General features: G+C 40.9%; 16 protein-coding genes. 5 read left to right on the top strand and 11 right to left on the bottom strand.

Annotated features, from left to right (window positions below):
• Window positions 1-45: 45 nt before the first annotated feature.
• Window positions 46-1,083 carry an AI-2E family transporter gene (locus tag AADY36_RS10240; protein ID WP_342408945.1) on the bottom strand — a complete coding sequence of 346 codons (1,038 nt, stop codon included), beginning with the start codon at window positions 1,081-1,083 and terminating at the stop codon, window positions 46-48.
• Window positions 1,084-1,235: 152 nt separating this feature from the next.
• On the opposite strand from AADY36_RS10240, the gene AADY36_RS10245 reads away from it, so the two are divergent.
• From AADY36_RS10245 to AADY36_RS10260, 4 genes are all read left to right on the top strand, one after another.
• Window positions 1,236-1,439, top strand: coding sequence for a hypothetical protein (locus tag AADY36_RS10245; protein WP_342408947.1), 204 nt, complete (start codon window positions 1,236-1,238; stop codon window positions 1,437-1,439).
• 117 nt (window positions 1,440-1,556) lie between these two features.
• On the top strand, window positions 1,557-1,826 hold the full coding sequence (locus AADY36_RS10250) for a hypothetical protein (protein WP_342408948.1): 270 nt from the start codon (window positions 1,557-1,559) through the stop codon (window positions 1,824-1,826).
• A 63-nt stretch (window positions 1,827-1,889) separates the two neighbouring features.
• Entirely contained in the window at window positions 1,890-2,795 is a 906-nt protein-coding gene (locus AADY36_RS10255) for a M14 family metallopeptidase (protein ID WP_054561982.1), read from the top strand.
• A gap of 185 nt (window positions 2,796-2,980) precedes the next feature.
• On the top strand, window positions 2,981-3,397 hold the full coding sequence (locus AADY36_RS10260) for a hypothetical protein (RefSeq protein WP_054561218.1): 417 nt from the start codon (window positions 2,981-2,983) through the stop codon (window positions 3,395-3,397).
• Between the two features lie 37 nt (window positions 3,398-3,434).
• On the opposite strand, the gene ccoG is transcribed toward AADY36_RS10260, so the two are convergent.
• The 9 genes from ccoG to AADY36_RS10305 all read right to left on the bottom strand — a co-directional run bounded on the left by ccoG (window position 3,435) and on the right by AADY36_RS10305 (window position 15,091).
• A complete protein-coding gene (ccoG, locus tag AADY36_RS10265; RefSeq protein WP_054561217.1) occupies window positions 3,435-4,817 on the bottom strand; it encodes a cytochrome c oxidase accessory protein CcoG in 1,383 nt (460 codons plus the stop codon).
• Window positions 4,818-4,968: 151 nt separating this feature from the next.
• Window positions 4,969-6,375 carry a sigma-54 interaction domain-containing protein gene (locus AADY36_RS10270; protein ID WP_054561216.1) on the bottom strand — a complete coding sequence of 469 codons (1,407 nt, stop codon included), beginning with the start codon at window positions 6,373-6,375 and terminating at the stop codon, window positions 4,969-4,971.
• Window positions 6,376-6,486: 111 nt separating this feature from the next.
• Entirely contained in the window at window positions 6,487-7,044 is a 558-nt protein-coding gene (locus AADY36_RS10275) for a DUF1439 domain-containing protein (RefSeq protein WP_054561215.1), read from the bottom strand.
• A gap of 54 nt (window positions 7,045-7,098) precedes the next feature.
• On the bottom strand, window positions 7,099-9,780 hold the full coding sequence (locus AADY36_RS10280; protein ID WP_054561214.1) for a DUF349 domain-containing protein: 2,682 nt from the start codon (window positions 9,778-9,780) through the stop codon (window positions 7,099-7,101).
• Window positions 9,770-10,051 (bottom strand): YeaC family protein, encoded by a 282-nt coding sequence (locus AADY36_RS10285; protein ID WP_054561213.1) that lies wholly within the window; start codon window positions 10,049-10,051, stop codon window positions 9,770-9,772. The genes AADY36_RS10280 and AADY36_RS10285 overlap by 11 nt, the downstream gene beginning before the upstream one ends.
• Before the next feature lies 1 nt (window position 10,052).
• Entirely contained in the window at window positions 10,053-10,379 is a 327-nt protein-coding gene (locus tag AADY36_RS10290; protein WP_054553080.1) for a hypothetical protein, read from the bottom strand.
• Between the two features lie 151 nt (window positions 10,380-10,530).
• The gene (locus tag AADY36_RS10295; protein ID WP_054561212.1) at window positions 10,531-12,033 is read right to left on the bottom strand and encodes an alanine/glycine:cation symporter family protein; all 1,503 of its coding nucleotides are present in this window, start codon (window positions 12,031-12,033) and stop codon (window positions 10,531-10,533) included.
• A 285-nt stretch (window positions 12,034-12,318) separates the two neighbouring features.
• Window positions 12,319-13,446: a M14 family metallopeptidase gene (locus tag AADY36_RS10300; protein WP_054561211.1), complete on the bottom strand. Its 1,128-nt coding sequence runs from the start codon at window positions 13,444-13,446 to the stop codon at window positions 12,319-12,321.
• A gap of 202 nt (window positions 13,447-13,648) precedes the next feature.
• The gene (locus tag AADY36_RS10305) at window positions 13,649-15,091 is read right to left on the bottom strand and encodes a glyceraldehyde-3-phosphate dehydrogenase (protein WP_054561210.1); all 1,443 of its coding nucleotides are present in this window, start codon (window positions 15,089-15,091) and stop codon (window positions 13,649-13,651) included.
• 174 nt (window positions 15,092-15,265) lie between these two features.
• On the opposite strand from AADY36_RS10305, the gene AADY36_RS10310 reads away from it, so the two are divergent.
• On the top strand, window positions 15,266-16,072 hold the full coding sequence (locus AADY36_RS10310) for a DUF2989 domain-containing protein (protein WP_342408949.1): 807 nt from the start codon (window positions 15,266-15,268) through the stop codon (window positions 16,070-16,072).
• A 64-nt stretch (window positions 16,073-16,136) separates the two neighbouring features.
• Here AADY36_RS10310 and ihfA read toward each other — a convergent pair whose 3' ends face one another.
• Window positions 16,137-16,436: an integration host factor subunit alpha gene (ihfA, locus tag AADY36_RS10315; protein ID WP_002960690.1), complete on the bottom strand. Its 300-nt coding sequence runs from the start codon at window positions 16,434-16,436 to the stop codon at window positions 16,137-16,139.
• Window positions 16,437-16,438 lie beyond the last annotated feature (2 nt).

A 16,438-nucleotide genomic window follows, 5' to 3' on the forward strand; every position in this document is an offset into this window, starting at 1 on the left:
ACACATAAACATATTGAAAAGTAAAAAGGCGCTTAAGCGCCTTTTTTAATCTTCAAGTTTTAGCTCTTCGCCATTGCCAAGCAAGGTAGCAAGCCATCGCCCTTCTTGACTAGTCTCTAAGGCTATTTTAACTATCATGGTCAATGGAACTGATAACAGCATACCCACGGTCCCCATCAGCCAGCCCCAAAAAATCAAGGATAAAAACACCACCAGCGTCGATAAACCCAGCCCTTTACCCATAAAACGCGGCTCGACGATATTACCCATCACCGTGTTTATAACTAAATAACCACCAGCAATAAACCCTGCAACCAGTGGGCCTTGAGTGATCAAAGCAAGTAACACAGGAGGCACCGCAGCAATGATAGAGCCAATGTTAGGGATATAATTAAGCATGAACGCCACTACACCCCAAAGTACAAAGTAATCAACATCAAGTGCCCAAAGCATAAAGCCTGCAAGCATACCTGTGCCTAAGCTAACCAGCGTTTTAATAGCCAGATAAGAATTAATTGAATCTAAGAATCGGTCAACCTGCTGCATTTTCATTTCAGGATCATCCAGTGCTAAATGCACTTTTTTGCTCAGCATAGGTCCTTCAAACAACATGAACACCACGGTTAGGATGATCAAAAACAGGTTCGCCATCACGCCACCGAGGCCTGTGAGCATGTTGGTTGCAACATCAATCATTTTGCCCGGATCGAATAAAGAAATAATCTGTTCTTTATCAATCAGGATGTTATAACTCGCTGCAACATTAACTACCCAGACAAACTCTTCTTTTAGTTGTGCTTTGTACTCAGGCAGCTTTTCAGAGAAATCGGTCATCGATTGCCCAACCAATCCGGCAAGGCTTATCCCTACACCAACAATCATCAACATAACAAACACAACAGCAATCCCTTTAGGGATACCGTATTTGGCAAAGAAACGAATTAAGGGATTACAAATAATGGCAATAAAGGCTGCCAACACAAATGGGATAACAATCGCACTTGCGGCTTTAATACCCGCTAAAACAACGACTAAAGCAGCAAATATCACTAAACTTTTATTTACACCAGTCAGGCTCGACAAAATAAAATCCTTGTTAGTTTTTTTATCAGTGTAAGTGAAATACGCCGCAAAAGAAATCACAAAGCAGCTGGCACAATTAATGCTCATTATACGTGCATAATTTGAACAATTTATGATACATATAAGTAAGCGTGCTTTAAAAGGAGCTTTATATGGCACATTTATCCGAACAAGAACTCTCTTTTTTCAACCGTTTATTCGAGGCTGAACGGACTGATAGCGATCCAACCGATACAAAAATGTCTGTTAGGCTTAATTTGCCTGATAAATTAAATGGTTTACTTACCAATGCCAAACTGACACTACTGGCTGAAGTAGGGATTTATCAGTTGTGGTTTCCGCTTGAATTTAGCTAGGACGAGAATGGCCAACTGATCCCTGTACTTAGCGCACCAGAAGTAATAGATACCAAAGGCATCGAACGCAGCTGGCGTACGCCAGATCTTGAAATACACACCGAACAATTTCAAATATTGTCTTTATCAAGTACGGGCGTGTTACTCAAGCCGAAGCGTCAATCACCCGATCTTAATAAAGAGATACTGTTGGCATTTAATTTACCTAGTGAAGAACACGTTATCCTTAGCGTAAAGCTAATACGAACGACCAGTAAAGGGATTGCCGGAAAAATAGTGAAAGTGTGTCAGGGTGAAGATGCACTGCGTAAATACTTATTTGAGACCCATAAGCATCATCATGCAAAGCTGTACGAGCAAGGTAACTTTACTACTGAGCTTATCTAGTTGCAGCAGCTTAACAGCTTAGATAAGCTTGGCGTTTTGCAGCAAGTCACAACAAGGTATTTTATGAGTTACCCTATTGGAACCCCAGGTAAACCGTGGAACGACGCAGATAAGAAAGCATGGTTTGAATTACAGTCAGTAAAGCGTAGCTATTTAGATGATGTTGTATCGCAACTAAACTCTTTATCAAGCGATTTCAATATTGAGCAATATGGCGCATTGAGTTACGACAGAGACAAATACCCACTTTACATTTTAAAGAGCAAGCAATGGCAAGCTAATAAACCGGTTGTGCTGGTTACCGGTGGTGTTCATGGTTATGAAACAAGTGGTGTGCATGGTGCTTTAGCGTTTGCTAAGAGAAGTGCCAAAGACTACTTTGCTGACTTTAATATTTTAGTGGCTCCGTGTATCAGCCCTTGGGGTTATGAAACGATTAACCGCTGGAATCCAAATGCCACGGATCCAAATCGCTCATTCTATGCAGATAGCCCAGCTGAAGAGTCTGCAGCAATTATGCAGTATTTAGCCGACAACGCTATTGCACCTTATGTGCATATTGACCTACATGAAACGACAGACACTGATAATAGTGAGTTTCGCCCTGCTCTAGCAGCACGTGATGCAACGACCCACGATAACTGGAACATTCCTGATGGCTTTTATCTTGTCGCTGATAGTGAGCGTCCGCATGATGCATTTCAAACAGCGATTATAAAATCAGTTGAGAAAGTAACCCACATCGCACCAAGTGATGAGAATAACCAGTTGATTGGTGTGCCACAAACTCAATTTGGTGTGATTAATTACCAAGCGAAAAAACTGGGGTTATGTATGGGCTTAACCGATGCAGAATATGTCACAACAACAGAGGTTTACCCTGATAGCCCACAGGCAAATGACGACATTTGTATTGATGCACAAGTAGCCTCAATTACCGGTGCTTTGAACTATATTGTTAACAAATAGTTAGTTATATTTTAAATCTGGGGTGAATGATTTATCCACCCCAACCTTGAATAACTAGATAAAATTTACACATATATAAATTTAATGAAAAAGTTATGTTTTTTGAAATTTGTATACTAAATAACTAGACACATACATAGAATTGTATAAAATTCGCGCTCTTTTTAATTCAAAAGGGAAGCAAATTGGAATTTAAGAATCACTATGGCAGTGTCAGTATCATCACTGATGGTCCAATTATTATTGGGCAATTTTCTGGTAATATTAACGCACGTTTGGTCAATGACTTTGCAGTCGATTTAAAAAAGCATATTTCTGCTTTAGCTGGAAAGCCGTGGGCATATATTAGTCATTCTACCCAATTACTTGCTACCACCCCTGATGCTGAACGTGGTTTCACGCATTTATTTCGTGCTCTGCAAGGCACTAACTGTATAGCCACCGCTTATATGTTTAGCTCGTCTATTGTGCTTAATCAGATGAAACGCATCATTGCACAAGCGCAATCACCGATTCAAATAATGGACTGTTTATTTGATGATTTAGACAGCGCTAAGGCTTATGTGCTTAAGCAGCTCGAATTTGCAGAAATGGCTTGTTAAAAACAAGCCATTTTCGTTTCTGGAGCCGTGATTGAGGTTAATCTCGGTAAAACTTAGTTTCTTTAGTTATTGCGATATCAGCATCTTCTAATGCTTGAATGTGAAAACTGATAGGCGTTACTTTTGATTTCAGCTCGTAGCCATCTGCAACCACAGTGACAGGCACACGCTTCATCTGACCTGCCTCAACAGTTATCGTTTCAGGCACTTGTAAGCTTGCTTCTTCAATACCACTGATGCCAATTGAATAGCTCAAGCTATGCTGTGTTTTGTTGATAATTGATAAGGTATATGGGTTTTCTACTAAGCCTTCAAAATTTACACGGTACAGGGCATTACGGTCACGAATGACAGAAGCCTCAATAGGTGTACGCATTGCCATCCACACAACCATGCCAACGACAAACAGCGCTGTTAAACCACCATAGCCAAGCAGTTTTAACCTAAATGGATTGGTCGTTTTGCCTTCCATTTGTTTTTCAGAGGCGTACCTGATCAGGCCTTTTTGATAGTTGAATTTTTCCATCGTGCTATCGCACGCATCAATACATAAGCCACAGTTTATGCATTCATACTGCAAGCCATTACGAATATCGATACCGGCTGGGCATACTTCAACACATAGGTTACAGTCTACGCAGTCACCTAAGCCTAACTCTTTAGGATCGGCTTTACGCTTACGCGCACCACGAGACTCCCCTCGCGCTTGATCGTAGGTAACAACTAACGTGTCTTTATCAAACATTACTGATTGAAAACGTGAATAAGGGCATGCGACAGTACACATTTTTTCACGTAAGAATCCCGCATTGCCATAGGTACAAAAAGCAAACAGGAATACCCAAAAGCTGACGATCCCAGACATTTCTAAGGTAAATAAGCTCATGTATAGAGACTTAGCAGGGATGAAATAAGCCATAAATGACATAGATGTAAGCAAAGAGATCAACAGCCAAGCTGCATGCTTAGTGATTTTCTTTTGCCATTTACTCACTGACCAATCAGCTTTATCAAGTTTAATACGCTGATTACGGTTACCTTCCACTTTATGTTCGACCCAAGTAAACATCAGCATCCAAATTGTTTGTGGGCAAGTGTAACCACACCAGACACGACCTAACCAGTTAGTGACGAAAAACAAAGCAAACGCCCCTGTCATAAATAACATGGCTAAGATCATAAAATCTTGTGGTAATAGCGTTAAGCCAAATAAAGTAAATTTTTGGCTGGCTACGTCGAGTAAAACAGCTTGACGGCCATCATAGGGGATCCACGGAATGGCGATGAACGTCAGCATTAGCACCCAGCCTAAGTAACGGCGGATACGTTGGAAATACCCCTTTTGCTCACGAATATAAATTGGCCCTTCTTGGTTGTAGGGCTTGATGATTAAGTCTTGCTCTTTAATATCAAATTTCATTTTGCTACTTACTTTTGTGTCGGTAATAACCTGACAGAGCAACAATCAGGCCAACATAAATTAAAAGTAAGTCATTGATATTAAATGGTTAAATTTATATTTGAACATTCAAAAGCACGATATATCGCGAATGCTCGCGGTATATCACGAATCAACGCTTTATCGCTAGCTTTTTCATCTTTGATCTAAGGGTACTTTCTGGCAGGCCCAGCAAGGTTGCAGCACCATTTTCACCTGATATTTGCCCGTTACAGCGTTTTAGCACCTCACAAATATGCTGCTTTTGTACAGCATCAAGAGAAACCACCTGCTCATTTGATTGCTCGTTACTCAAAGGTGCAGACAGCTGTAATACAGCTTGCTTAGACAAAATAGCTTCACGCTCAAGGATATTTTGTAGCTCACGAATATTACCTGGCCAATCATAATTAGCCAATTTAGTGAGTGTTGCTTTGCTTAGCCCTTTTAACTGTTTACCTAAGCGCTTGTTTAACTGCGTAATAATATTTGCTGCAAGTAGTGGAATATCTTCCTTGCGTTCACGAAGCGCAGGCACACGAATAGGAAACACATTTAGGCGATAATACAAGTCCATTCGAAAGCTACCCTGCTCAACCATTTGCCACAAGTTACGATTTGTTGCAGCCAACACTCGGATATCGACTTTTAAAGTTTGACTACCACCGACACGCTCAAACTCTTGCTCTTGTAGTACCCGCAGTAATTTACTTTGCGCCTCTAATGGCAGCTCTGCCACTTCATCTAAAAATAAAGTGCCTTTATCAGCCAGTTCAAAACGCCCTTTTCTGCGTTCGTTAGCGCCAGTAAACGCCCCTTTCTCATGACCAAATAACTCAGATTCAATTAAGTTGGCGGAAAACGCCGCGCAGTTTACTTTTATGAAAGGTTGCTCAGCACGATTGCTCAAGCGGTGAAGGTTTCGTGCCACCAGCTCTTTACCCGTGCCGTTTTCACCTAAAATCAAAACCGTACTATTGGTTTGGCTTACCAAGGTAATTTGCTCGAGCATACTTTGAAATGAATGACTTTGCCCAACTAAGCCAGAGTCTTGCCAATCTTCATTTAACTCTGAAATCAGGTAAGCATTTTCAGCTTGTAGCTGCTCAGATAAGTGCTGAACTTGTGCTAAGGCATCACGCAACGCCACTTCTGTTTGCTGTTGTTTGGATACATCGCGAAAAATCGCGACTGCCCCAATCAAGGCACCATTTTTATAAACTGGCGTTGAAGTATACTCAACAGCAAAATAGCTTCCATCTTTACGCCAGAATACTTCATCGTTTACATGACGGTGTTTGCCATCGAACATAGTGCAATATATTTGGCATTCATCCGCCGGGTATGGTGAGCCATCTTTACGAGTGTGATGATGATATTGATGTATTTTTTTGCCAAGGAGTTCGTCTGCTTTCCAGCCTGTCATGCGCTCCGCAGCAGGGTTTACAAAAACTGCATTACCCGATAAATCGAAGCCATAAATACCTTCACCTACGGCATTTAGCAGTAATGTGGGGTCGTTTAAAAATTCCTTGATCATAGCTATCACTCAATTCGCGAAATATCACGAGCAATTATGACAAGGTTGAACATGCTTAACAAGCAATTACAAAAAAAGCGGCTAGAAGCCGCTTTAAAATATCAAATAGTTTTACAGTGTGGGCACTAAAATAATTTCACCCTGAGATACTTTCATATCTAATGGTAGTTTGCTCAACAGTGCGACTTTAGGGTCGTTCATATTTAGCTTATAGACAGGGTTAACCGCTAAAAAGCCGTTAATCACTTGCATTGCTTGGTCATCTAATAAGTTTAAGCTGCCCTTAAAACCCGCGGTGTCGATTGTTGTATCAACCAGTTTTACATTACGTAAAAAGACCGCTTTTTTCTCGCTGTCATAAAATGGGCTGCCTTCAATTTGTAGTTTTAAGCGTACTGGATACTTAAGCGCAAACGCTTTGATAACAGCACTAGAATCAGCTCCTAAAACCACCACATCACGCTTATCTGGGCCAACATTGACACTCAGGTCGTTTACTGCAAAATCAACTGGTAAGCCCATCAGCTTAATCTGTTCACTTAGTTTTGGTAATTGATTAGCAAGTGCTGCTTCAATCTCAGAATTGGTAAACGAGTAAACAGACATCCCTTGGTCTGTACTTTTACATGCTCCTAAAAATAAACAGGTAAGTAGTAATAAAATTCTCATTGTTTTCCTCAAAAACACACGGAAAAAAACCGCTTTAAAAAGCGGTTTTATTCGTTAAATTGCAAATATTGCTTTAAGCCTTGCTAGTGTGTCAGCTGAAACTGAACCCTCACTGACTGCAAGTAATTGCTTTAAGTAATAATAAACATCTGCGTGCTCACCACGGTGTTTATCATCTAACATCGCAACTTGCTCTGTCATACGTAACTGACTATCGGCCGATTCTACGCCTGCCAGAATTTCGATACGAGTTAACAGCTGCGCAGCGTTTAGCCTAGTTGTTAATGAAGCTTGAAACTGTGAAGGCAGTTCACTGTGGCTCTCAAGAGCAGCAAATAAAGCCGTTAACTTAGACTGCTCTGCTTGCTTACTGATCTGCGCTGTTTTTGCGCTAATCGCTGCCTCTAACTGAGTCACGCGTGCCGATAATGCTTTTGAGTACTCAAGCTCTGCAAGCTTCACTGTTAAATCTTTAAGCTGTGCAAGGTGCACCACGGTCTCAAGTGCAGACTCAAGCTCACTTAATTGCTCTGCGGCAACTTCGTCATTTTGTTGCTGAACTTGCTTTTGCTGTTCAAACTCGGCACTGCGCTTAGCAAAGGTGTCGTCATTAACTCGTCTGAATTGCTGCCATAAAGTGTTTTCAGCTTTCATTCCAGCAAAGCCAATAGTCTGCCATGTTTGTTGAAGTGCTTTTAGCTCTTGGCACGCAGCAGCTAAATCATCGCTTTGCGATAACTGTGTTGCTTGCTCAACAAGTGCAGCTTTTTGCTCAGCATTTGCTTTATGAAATGCAACAAGTTGACCTTGAACTTGTGATTGCACAGCTTTAAATTGCGCTTGTAGTTCACGATATGTTTTAGGATCGACGTTACCTGCAGAGCGCCACGCTTTAGCGGTACGGTTAAACTTGCTTTCAAACTGCTTCCAATCAAACTCATCAGAAGAGGTATCAAGCTCTGTTAACTGCTGCATTTGCGAGATTATTTCAACGCGCTGTGCTTTAGCTTGCTCACGTTGTTGCTCTTGCTCTGCGAAATACTCACGACACGGCGCAAACAGTAATTCAATTTGTTGATCGAATAACTCGCCTTGTTGCTTTTCTGCATCAGTATCTAAACGCCCTAACTCATTCCAACGACGACGTAACTGTTTAACTTGCTCCGCGCGTTGTTTAGGGTCAGTGCACTCGGTTGCAACAAGTTCATTTACTTCAACAAGTAATGCATCACGCTTTGGCGCTGATGCGTATTTTTGCCAATCTTTTGCTTCGGCTAACTGTGTTTCTAAATCAGCTTTCAAGCTATTTAATGGCTGCTTGTAATAGTCTGTAAGTGTTGCGTATAGCTCTTCAAAACCTTTAAACACACCAAAGGCAACATTAAAGCGACCTTGGTCAATTAAGCGTTTTACATCACGAGCTTTACGCTTCGCTGTTTGTTGATTTTTCTCAAACTTATTCGTCAGCGGTGCCATCGCTTGCTGCCAGCTGTTTACTACTTCAGCTAAATTGGCTTTAAAGCGACCCTGTAAACGACTAGGAATACTTGCCAGCTTTTTGCGTGCTAATTTTTGCTGTTGCTCAAACTGCTGTTTTAGCCCGTCAAACTCGCTTTCGTCTTCGGTTGTCGCAACTGAGTTTAATTGATCAAATGCCCCTTTAAACTCAGCAATAGCACTAACCAGTTGCGGTAACTGTTCGACTTGGTTAAATAAATTTGTTAAGTGCAGTTTTACATCACTAACATGTTTGTTCTCAGATAAGTTCGCCTCTGCTAACGCATCTTTTGCCTCTGCAACTTTTGCCTCGAGCCAATCTTGCTGAATTTGCTCTGGCGTTTCTAAGCCTAATTGCAATGCATTTTCAATTTCTTCGCCAATTGCTTCAAGACTTGCCAGTGCTAATACCTGACGTTGTTGTTCAGCTAACGCTTGCTGCGTTGCTTCATGCTCTTTACTTAAAACTGCAATATGAGATTCAAGCTTTTGCGTAATAGCTGAATATTTCTTATCTAACGTGCTTACTTGCTCATCGCTCAGCCATTTTAGTTCGATAGCTTGCCACTGCTGTAATAACTCAGCATGTTGCATCGACACTAACTGAAAGTCATTTTTATCACGAAGCGCATTAAGCTTTGCTAATACTACACGTGTATCAGCTTCTACTTTGGCAGGCATTTCTATCGCTAAGCGTTCATTGTCAAGATGAGTCGCCAGTTGTGTGTGTGCCTCACCTTTTGCATGCTTTAATAGTGATTTAGCAAGTTGATGATTAATCACAAGCTCAACAAGTTGCAATTGCAGCTCTTCACGGCCTTCTTTAAAAGCTTTATCAATTAAGCTTGGGTTTGCTAAACGCTTTAATAACTTAACGCGAACTTGAAGTTCTTTTTCTGCAAAGGCGAGTTTCTCAAGAGTTTTGACTGGTGCATAACGCTCAATAAATTCATTTTTGATATTTGCATCTAGCTGGCTATCGGTATTTAAAACCGCTTGGTTAATATGCTGTTCTGCAACGTCTTTAAGTGCTTGGTCTTGCTTGTATGCTTGCCACCATAAAACAATATCGTTCACTTTGTTTAATGCTTTTTTGCGGATCTCAGCTGAGCTGTCTTCAAGGGCAATGCTATTTAAGATGCTAAGGTCACGCTCTGTATCAAGACGTTCTACCGCAGCTAAACGCACTTGGTTTTTAGGATGCTTCCACTTTGGAGTAAACAGGTGTTTAAAGATCATTTTCACTAAACCTAGCTATTTCATTTTCTGATGCGAATTCTTTTTGCAATTGAGCTTTGCTCTTTTGCACCATTTCACCATTTGCGCCAATGGTAAACTGCTCATTGCTTTGCGAAACTTTAGCTTGATAAAGCATCACGAGTTGAACGGTTTGTTGTTTTTGTTCTTCAGACAAAGGAGTGCCGTCAGGCCACTTACCCGTTGAGGCACCATACTGAAGACGTTCAAATACTTCTGGGGTGATATTTTTAACGATGTGATCAATATTCATGTTACTTTTTCTTTTTTAAAACAACTAAATAGATGCGGCTTACAAGATACCACACAAAACCTACTGCCATTGCCGATGTATAGGCATACCACTCAAGAGACTTTGCTTCGGGGTGCATAAAGTAATAACAGAAAAAGCCCCCTAAAAATAAAATCAGTGCGAGGAAAGACTGATTCATAAACTTTTGTTGTCTACGAATGCGCGTTTCTTTTTGCATTTGCTGCAATTGCTCATTGCTTAGATCGGTGACTTGGCATTCACAATGCGGGCATTGCTTATGTTTGTCAGATATTGATTTTGCACACTGCGGGCAACTAATAATCGCCATATCTTTCTCCATACTACGCATAAAAAAGGCGCCTTTAGGCGCCCTTTATTGTACTTGTTTTATGAGTCGATGTCTTATTTGAATTTCATTCATTTGTGAAGATTCGAAAACCTGCACAACTAAATTCACTACAAAAACTCAAAAACCTGATTTATTGTTTCTGTTTCGCCTTTTCAGCTAGACGCTTTTCCCAGAAAGTCGCATTTTTAATGCCTAATTTAACTGGATCAAAAGTGATTTCGCCACCGGCTTTCTTTTGATCTTCGTAATCACGTAAGCAGTTAAGGGCAGGTTTTGCCACAAAGAAAATAGCCAAAATACCGACAATGTTGATCCAGGCCATTAAGCCTACGCCAATATCACCAATATTCCAGATATAACCAGAGCTGTTTACCATGCCGTAAGCCACCATAAACATGATGACAAGCTTAACAATAACCAGTGGAATATTGCCTTTGAAATAACGGTTTAAGTAAGCAACGTTCGTTTCAGCAATATAGTAATAAGCAAGAATTGTGGTAAATGCGAAGAAGAATAAAGCAATACCAACGAATGCTTCACCAAAGCCACCAAATACGCTAAATAATGCCATTTGTGTGAAAGCAGCAGAGCCTACTTCTGTTGCAGCATCAACGTTTTGCACAATGAATTGACCTGCAGGTAACTCACCCACAATGTTGTATTGTTTAGTGATTAGAATCATTAACGCCGTTGCTGTACAAACAAAAATGGTATCAACATAAACAGAAAATGCTTGCACTAAACCTTGTTGAGCTGGGTGATCAACTTCAGCAGCTGATGCTGCATGTGGACCCGTACCTTGACCTGCTTCGTTTGAGTAAATACCACGTTTAACACCCCAACCAATAGCAGCACCAAAGCCTGCTTGCGCGGTGAATGCATCAGATAAGATCATTGAGAAGATACCTGGCACTTTATCTAGGTTTAAGAACACCACGATTAAAGCTAACACGATGTAACCTAGTGCCATAAATGGCACCACGATTTGTGTGAAGTTTGCGATACGTTTAATGCCACCAAAGATGATAAATGCAAGCACAATTAAGATGATTGCAAGAGCAACAAGCTTAAAGCTACCTACTTCACCAAAGCTGGTGCTAACCAATGTGCCTTCACCAAAAACTTGTGTGAATGCATTACCTACCGCATTCGCTTGAACGCCCGGAAGGAACACACCACAAGCAATAATCGCCGATACTGCAAATAATACGGCTAACCACTTTTGCTGTAAGCAGCGGTCGAAGTAAAATGCTGGACCACCACGATATTGACCATCTTCTTCTGATTTATAAATCTGACCAAGAGTTGACTCGGCATACGCAGTACTTGCGCCAAGGAACGCAACTATCCACATCCAAAAAATCGCCCCTGGACCACCAAAGCCGATTGCTGCAGCAACCCCGGCAATATTACCGACACCTACACGGCCTGATAACGATACAGCAAGTGCTTGGAACGAAGAAATACCCGTATCTGAATTATTAGAGCTAAGCAATAATTTACACATTTCTTTAAAATGTCTAACTTGTGCGAATCGGGTTAAAACGGAATAAAACAGACCTGCACCTAGACATAAATAAATGAGTGCACTACTCCAAATTATGTCATTAACGGCGCTTACTAAAGCTTCCATGGATATCCTCTATGATTATATTTTTTATTGTTAGTTACGATACTCAGCGTGAGCTTGTGAGAATGCGCGACACGATGACTGTGAGAAATAAAAATGAGATTTTGTTACTTCACAGCTGAACATATTGAATATTAACTTAAACCCACCAAGTTTGTTAACAGTTAATTTTCAATATGCTAAATGTACCTACCTCGTTAACATTTGATGCATCCTGCTCTACACCGTCATTTTTCAGTCAACAGATACAATTACGGGCATCAGTTTTGCTGATGCCCGTAAGGTTCGTTATCTTAATTTATCAACCACGTTAACAATAGCCGCTAACGTATCTTGACCAAATTGATACGAGCGACGGTCTGACCAGCCGTAATCTGGATCTGGTAAATCATCGTTATCTTTAAATGGCATCTCTACCGTGTAAGCTAATGCATTAAATTCATGCGCGACAGCAGAAGAACCGACAGTTAAGTTAGCCTGGCCCGGCTCATCTTTTGGATAACCATGTTCGTCTTGGAACTCAGGCGTCACAGTTAAAAGCGCAGCTTTAAAGCTATCTTCTAACTCTTTTAAGCGATCATCGTAGCCTGGGATACCTTCACTACCCGCAACAAAGTTATAAGGAATTGCCTCGTCACCATGAATATCTAAGTGCATATCAAGGCCCGTTTCACGCATTTTGTTAAGCACTAAGAAAACTTCAGGGCTATTTTCCATGCTCGGTGTTTGCCATTCACGGTTCAAGTTAACGCCTTTAGCGTTAGTACGTAGGTGACCACGCACACTGCCATCTGGGTTCATATTTGGCACGATGTAGAATACCGCTTTAGATAATAGTGCCGCTGCATGTGGGTCTTCATCATCAAGTAATTTATGAAGTAAACCTTCAACGTACCACTCAGCCATAGTTTCGCCTGGGTGCTGGCGCGCCGTGATCCAGATTTTTTTCTTCTCACTGCTAGGAATACCCACTCGTAAAACACTCATGTCACGACCATCAAGGGTTTCGCCTAATGTTTCTAATTCACAAGCATGCTGGCTTTGTGCCCATGCAAGTAAATCTAAGTGGCGGTCATAGCTGTATGGCGCAAAGTAAGCAAAGTACATGCTGCTACACTCAGGCTCTACTTCAAATGATAGTGTGCCGTTTGCGTACTCTGATGGTACACGGAACCAAGTTTGACGGTCGTATGATGCAACCGCATGATAACCTTCCCAGCCATCAGGGTATGCTGAGTTCTCTAGGTTATTAATGTGTAATTTATGGTTTTGAAACGCAGTTGTTTCAAGACGAAAGTGAAACCACTGGAAAAAATCAGACTGATTGTCTTTATTGATTTCTAATTGAATATTCAGTGGATCAACGGCTTCAATAACCTTGATATTACCACTGTCAAAATTGCTGGTGATTTTCATTCTATAAACCTATTGGTTAAAAATAATTCTTAGCTATTCGCTTGTTAGTTAAGAATTAAGTCAACGCTCTGTAGTTAGAACGTTTTGTTAGTAATATGGTGTAGACCCTTAACAGCCTATCACATGCTGAAAATTTGCAAAAACTTTCACGACTAAAAAAGCCAGCATAATGCTGGCTTCTAGATTCTTTATAACTTAGGTATTAGCGAGGTAAGCTTGGGAAAGTTACTTCAGCCATATCACGCATACAGCGTACTACCTGACAGCTATAACCAAACTCATTATCGTACCAAACGTAAAGTACAACGCGGTTGTCATCTACGATTGTCGCTTGTGAATCAACAACACCTGCGTAACGGCTACCTACTAAGTCAGTCGATACGATTTCAGTAGACGCTGTGTAATCGATTTGATCACGAAGGTCTGAATGAAGTGCTGTTTCACGTAAGAACGCATTTAGTTCTTCAACAGTTGTACCTTTTTCAAGATTTAAGTTCAAGATAGCCATTGATACGTTTGGCGTAGGAACACGGATAGCGTTACCAGTTAGTTTACCTTCAAGCTCAGGTAAAGCTTTAGAAACCGCTTTTGCAGCACCTGTTGAAGTGATAACCATGTTAAGTGCAGCAGCACGGCCACGACGCTCAGCTTTGTGGTAGTTATCAATTAAGTTTTGGTCATTTGTGTACGAGTGAACTGTTTCAACGTGACCGTTTTTGATACCAAACTTATCGTTAAGTGCTTTTAACGTAGGGGTAATAGCATTGGTTGTACAGCTTGCTGCACACACAATCTTATCTTCAGATTTGATATCTTGGTTGTTTACACCGTATACGATGTTTTTGATGTTGCCTTTAGCTGGTGCAGTTAATAATACTTTTGCTGCGCCTTTTGCTTCTAAGTGCTGGCCAAGGCCTGCTTCGTCTTTCCAGATACCTGTGTTATCAACAACAAGTGCATTCTCGATGCCGTAAGCTGTGTAATCAACTTCGCTAGGAGAGTTAGCATAGATAACTTGAATGTAGCTACCGTTAGCTTTAATTGCATTGCGCTCTTTATCAATTGTGATTGAGCCATTGAATGGACCGTGGATAGAGTCACGGCGAAGTAAGCTTGCACGCTTTTCTAAGTCGCCGTCTTTACCGCCACGTACAACGATTGCACGTAAACGTAGGTCTGCATAAGGACCTGACTTTTCGATTAATAGACGAGCTAATAAACGACCGATACGACCGAAACCGTATAACACAACATCACGTGGCTCTTTGCGCTCTGAGTTTGCGATTTCTGCTAGTTCGTCAGTTAAGTATTCTTCAACTGAGCGACCTTTCGCAGCATCGTTAAACAAATAACCATACGCTAGTTTACCAATATCGATACGTGCTGAGTTTAAGTCCATTTTGCTAATTGCTTCTAAGAAAGGGAAGCTTTCACGTAAACGTAGTTTTGTACCTTCAAACTGAGCAACTGTTTTGTGTGCTTTGATGATATCGATTGTACTGGCATTAACGAGAGGACGGCCATATACAGCGATTTCGATACCACGATTACGGTAAAGTCTACCAATAATAGGTTGCATACTTTCTGCGTAATCTTGACGTTCTTGCCAGCTGCTTGTGTATTCTAACTCGTGAGATGAGGTCATTTTTTTTACCTAATTAAACAATTTTGAACGGATAGCCTTAAAAAATGTGTTGTGATTTGAGAGCAACACATCTCAGGCAGGGGTATTCTAATTTAAACTCGAACGATTCTCCACTGTTACAGAACAAATCATTGCGCTAGAATAAAGTAGTACAAATTAAGTAGAGGTTAAGGAATGTTATTAAGAGCAAGCGTGTTGCTTGGTTTATTGGCATTAGCAGGCTGTGAAGATCCGCTTACACTAGCGAAAGTGTGCGACGAAACACCTGGCTTCTGCAGTGATTTAAATAAAGACAGTCACTGTAAAGAGCAACGTGCCGAGGTCATCATTCAACGTTATGTTGAATATAAGTCACCAACAGACGAAAACAAATACCAATTATTAAAAGACTTTGAGAAATACGATCAATGTGTATCGCTTGCCGCCAAGATTGAGCACATAAAACTAAAAGAAAAAACCACGTCTCGTGTTGAAGGTCATTTAACAAGCATCAAAGAAATGACTCGAATCTTTCAATATACCAAAAATACTGACCACCCAGGTTTATTGTATTACCATTGGTCGCGTAATAACGACCAATCTGCGTTAACTAAATTGCTCGCCTTGGAAGAAAAGCAAGATAAACGGGTGACTGAAGATGCCGAAATGCAGTTTTTCTTGGCAAGCTACTACGTGAAGTTTGATGATGAAAAAACCATTGATTTGCTCTACAAAACGCTAGAGTTAAATAAAGCAGGTGAAGCACCCAATCCTGAGATCTACCCTACTCTTGTGAGCTTATTCTACAAACACGAAAAGTATAAACATGCCTACACCTTTGCACGTGTAGCACAATTATCAGGGTATGAAGATGTCGATATTTTACCTATTGAGCATCAACTCGCTGCCGCAGGCAAAAGCCTAGGCAGCTTAGATGATTTAGCACAAAAAACCTACGACAGTATCCAAGAAGGAAGCTTCGTATCACCACGCGGGTTTTGATAATTCCAACTCGCTAATGTGCAGTGCTCAGATAAATAAAAAAGGCAGCTAACGCTGCCTTTTCTTATTTTGCTTTGCTTGTGCCAACTTCTACACGAGTTTTTAGCTTTTGACCTGGTCTAAAAGTCACAACTCTGCGCGCCGAAATAGGAATATCTTCACCTGTTTTCGGATTGCGGCCTGGACGTTCTTTCTTGTCTCGAAGATCAAAGTTACCAAATCCAGAGAGCTTAACCTGCTCGCCTTTTTCTAGCGCTGAGCGGATTTCTTCAAAAAACGCTTCAACTAAATCTTTGGCATCTTTTTTATTGATCCCGAGTTTTTCAAATAGGTGTTCAGCTATGTCGGCTTTAGTAAGCGCCATAT

Origin of the sequence: Pseudoalteromonas sp. D15MCD-2 (assembly GCF_038562745.1) — a bacterium.
Classification (GTDB): Bacteria; Pseudomonadota; Gammaproteobacteria; order Enterobacterales; family Alteromonadaceae; genus Pseudoalteromonas.

Coding starts and splice junctions, on each gene's coding strand:
- AADY36_RS10245 (WP_342408947.1), top strand. CDS start 1,236: ATGGCACATTTATCCGAACAAGAACTCTCTTTTTTCAACCGTTTATTC.
- AADY36_RS10310 (WP_342408949.1), top strand. CDS start 15,266: ATGTTATTAAGAGCAAGCGTGTTGCTTGGTTTATTGGCATTAGCAGGC.
- AADY36_RS10295 (WP_054561212.1), bottom strand. CDS start 12,033: ATGGAAGCTTTAGTAAGCGCCGTTAATGACATAATTTGGAGTAGTGCA.
- AADY36_RS10270 (WP_054561216.1), bottom strand. CDS start 6,375: ATGATCAAGGAATTTTTAAACGACCCCACATTACTGCTAAATGCCGTA.
- AADY36_RS10285 (WP_054561213.1), bottom strand. CDS start 10,051: ATGAATATTGATCACATCGTTAAAAATATCACCCCAGAAGTATTTGAA.
- AADY36_RS10305 (WP_054561210.1), bottom strand. CDS start 15,091: ATGACCTCATCTCACGAGTTAGAATACACAAGCAGCTGGCAAGAACGT.
- AADY36_RS10290 (WP_054553080.1), bottom strand. CDS start 10,379: ATGGCGATTATTAGTTGCCCGCAGTGTGCAAAATCAATATCTGACAAA.
- ihfA (WP_002960690.1), bottom strand. CDS start 16,436: ATGGCGCTTACTAAAGCCGACATAGCTGAACACCTATTTGAAAAACTC.
- ccoG (WP_054561217.1), bottom strand. CDS start 4,817: ATGAAATTTGATATTAAAGAGCAAGACTTAATCATCAAGCCCTACAAC.
- AADY36_RS10255 (WP_054561982.1), top strand. CDS start 1,890: ATGAGTTACCCTATTGGAACCCCAGGTAAACCGTGGAACGACGCAGAT.
- AADY36_RS10300 (WP_054561211.1), bottom strand. CDS start 13,446: ATGAAAATCACCAGCAATTTTGACAGTGGTAATATCAAGGTTATTGAA.
- AADY36_RS10275 (WP_054561215.1), bottom strand. CDS start 7,044: ATGAGAATTTTATTACTACTTACCTGTTTATTTTTAGGAGCATGTAAA.
- AADY36_RS10280 (WP_054561214.1), bottom strand. CDS start 9,780: ATGATCTTTAAACACCTGTTTACTCCAAAGTGGAAGCATCCTAAAAAC.